Origin of the sequence: Streptomyces minutiscleroticus, assembly GCF_014650875.1 — a bacterium.
In the GTDB taxonomy this organism is placed as follows: Bacteria; Actinomycetota; Actinomycetes; order Streptomycetales; family Streptomycetaceae; genus Streptomyces; species Streptomyces minutiscleroticus.
The window spans coordinates 1-555 of sequence record NZ_BMVU01000274.1 but is presented as its reverse complement, the minus strand read 5'-3'; the positions used below and the strand labels follow the sequence as shown (position 1 = coordinate 555).

The following is a 555-nucleotide window of genomic DNA, read 5'->3' as shown; positions in this document are numbered from 1 at the left end:
AATCAAGCCCGGCAATGCGCTTTTGGACAATCGCATGGGAGCTCACTTCCATAATAAAGTATTCACATTTTAAACGCATCGCTTCTTCTAAATCGCTATAAAGCTCTAAAAGAGTGGGCGTGGTCAAGCCCTTTTCTTTGATTTGTTTGTCGTTGATAAAAAACCCTCTTGTGCCTAAAAGGGCGGTCTTTTTATTCAAATCTAAGAGCAAGGAATACATCAAACTCGCTGTGGTCGTTTTGCCATTAGTGCCAGTAATCCCTACAATTTTCATTTTAAAATCAAAATAGTTTTTAAGCTCGTTAAAATCTAAAATAGCCAGGTTTTTTTCTGCAATGAAAGGAGAGTATTTTTCATTTAGAGGCGTTTTGACAAAAAGGATTTCTTTAGGGTTTTCTAAAACTTCATGCGTGTTATCGCTTAAAAAAGAATAGGTGTGGTTTTGATAAGTCAGGGTTTTTTTAAGCTTCATTCTTTAAGCCTTATTGGATTTGAGAGCGTCTTCTAAAAGAGAGCGCAAAAATTTATCGTAAATAAAAGAATCTTCATGCATGT

At 35.5% G+C, this 555-nt stretch carries 1 protein-coding gene; it reads right to left on the bottom strand.

Annotation, left to right across the window (positions count from 1 at the left end):
- Positions 1–472: Mur ligase family protein (locus tag IE271_RS44710; RefSeq protein ID WP_268256285.1), on the bottom strand; the 472-nt coding region annotated here is incomplete at its 3' end.
- Positions 473–555 lie beyond the last annotated feature (83 nt).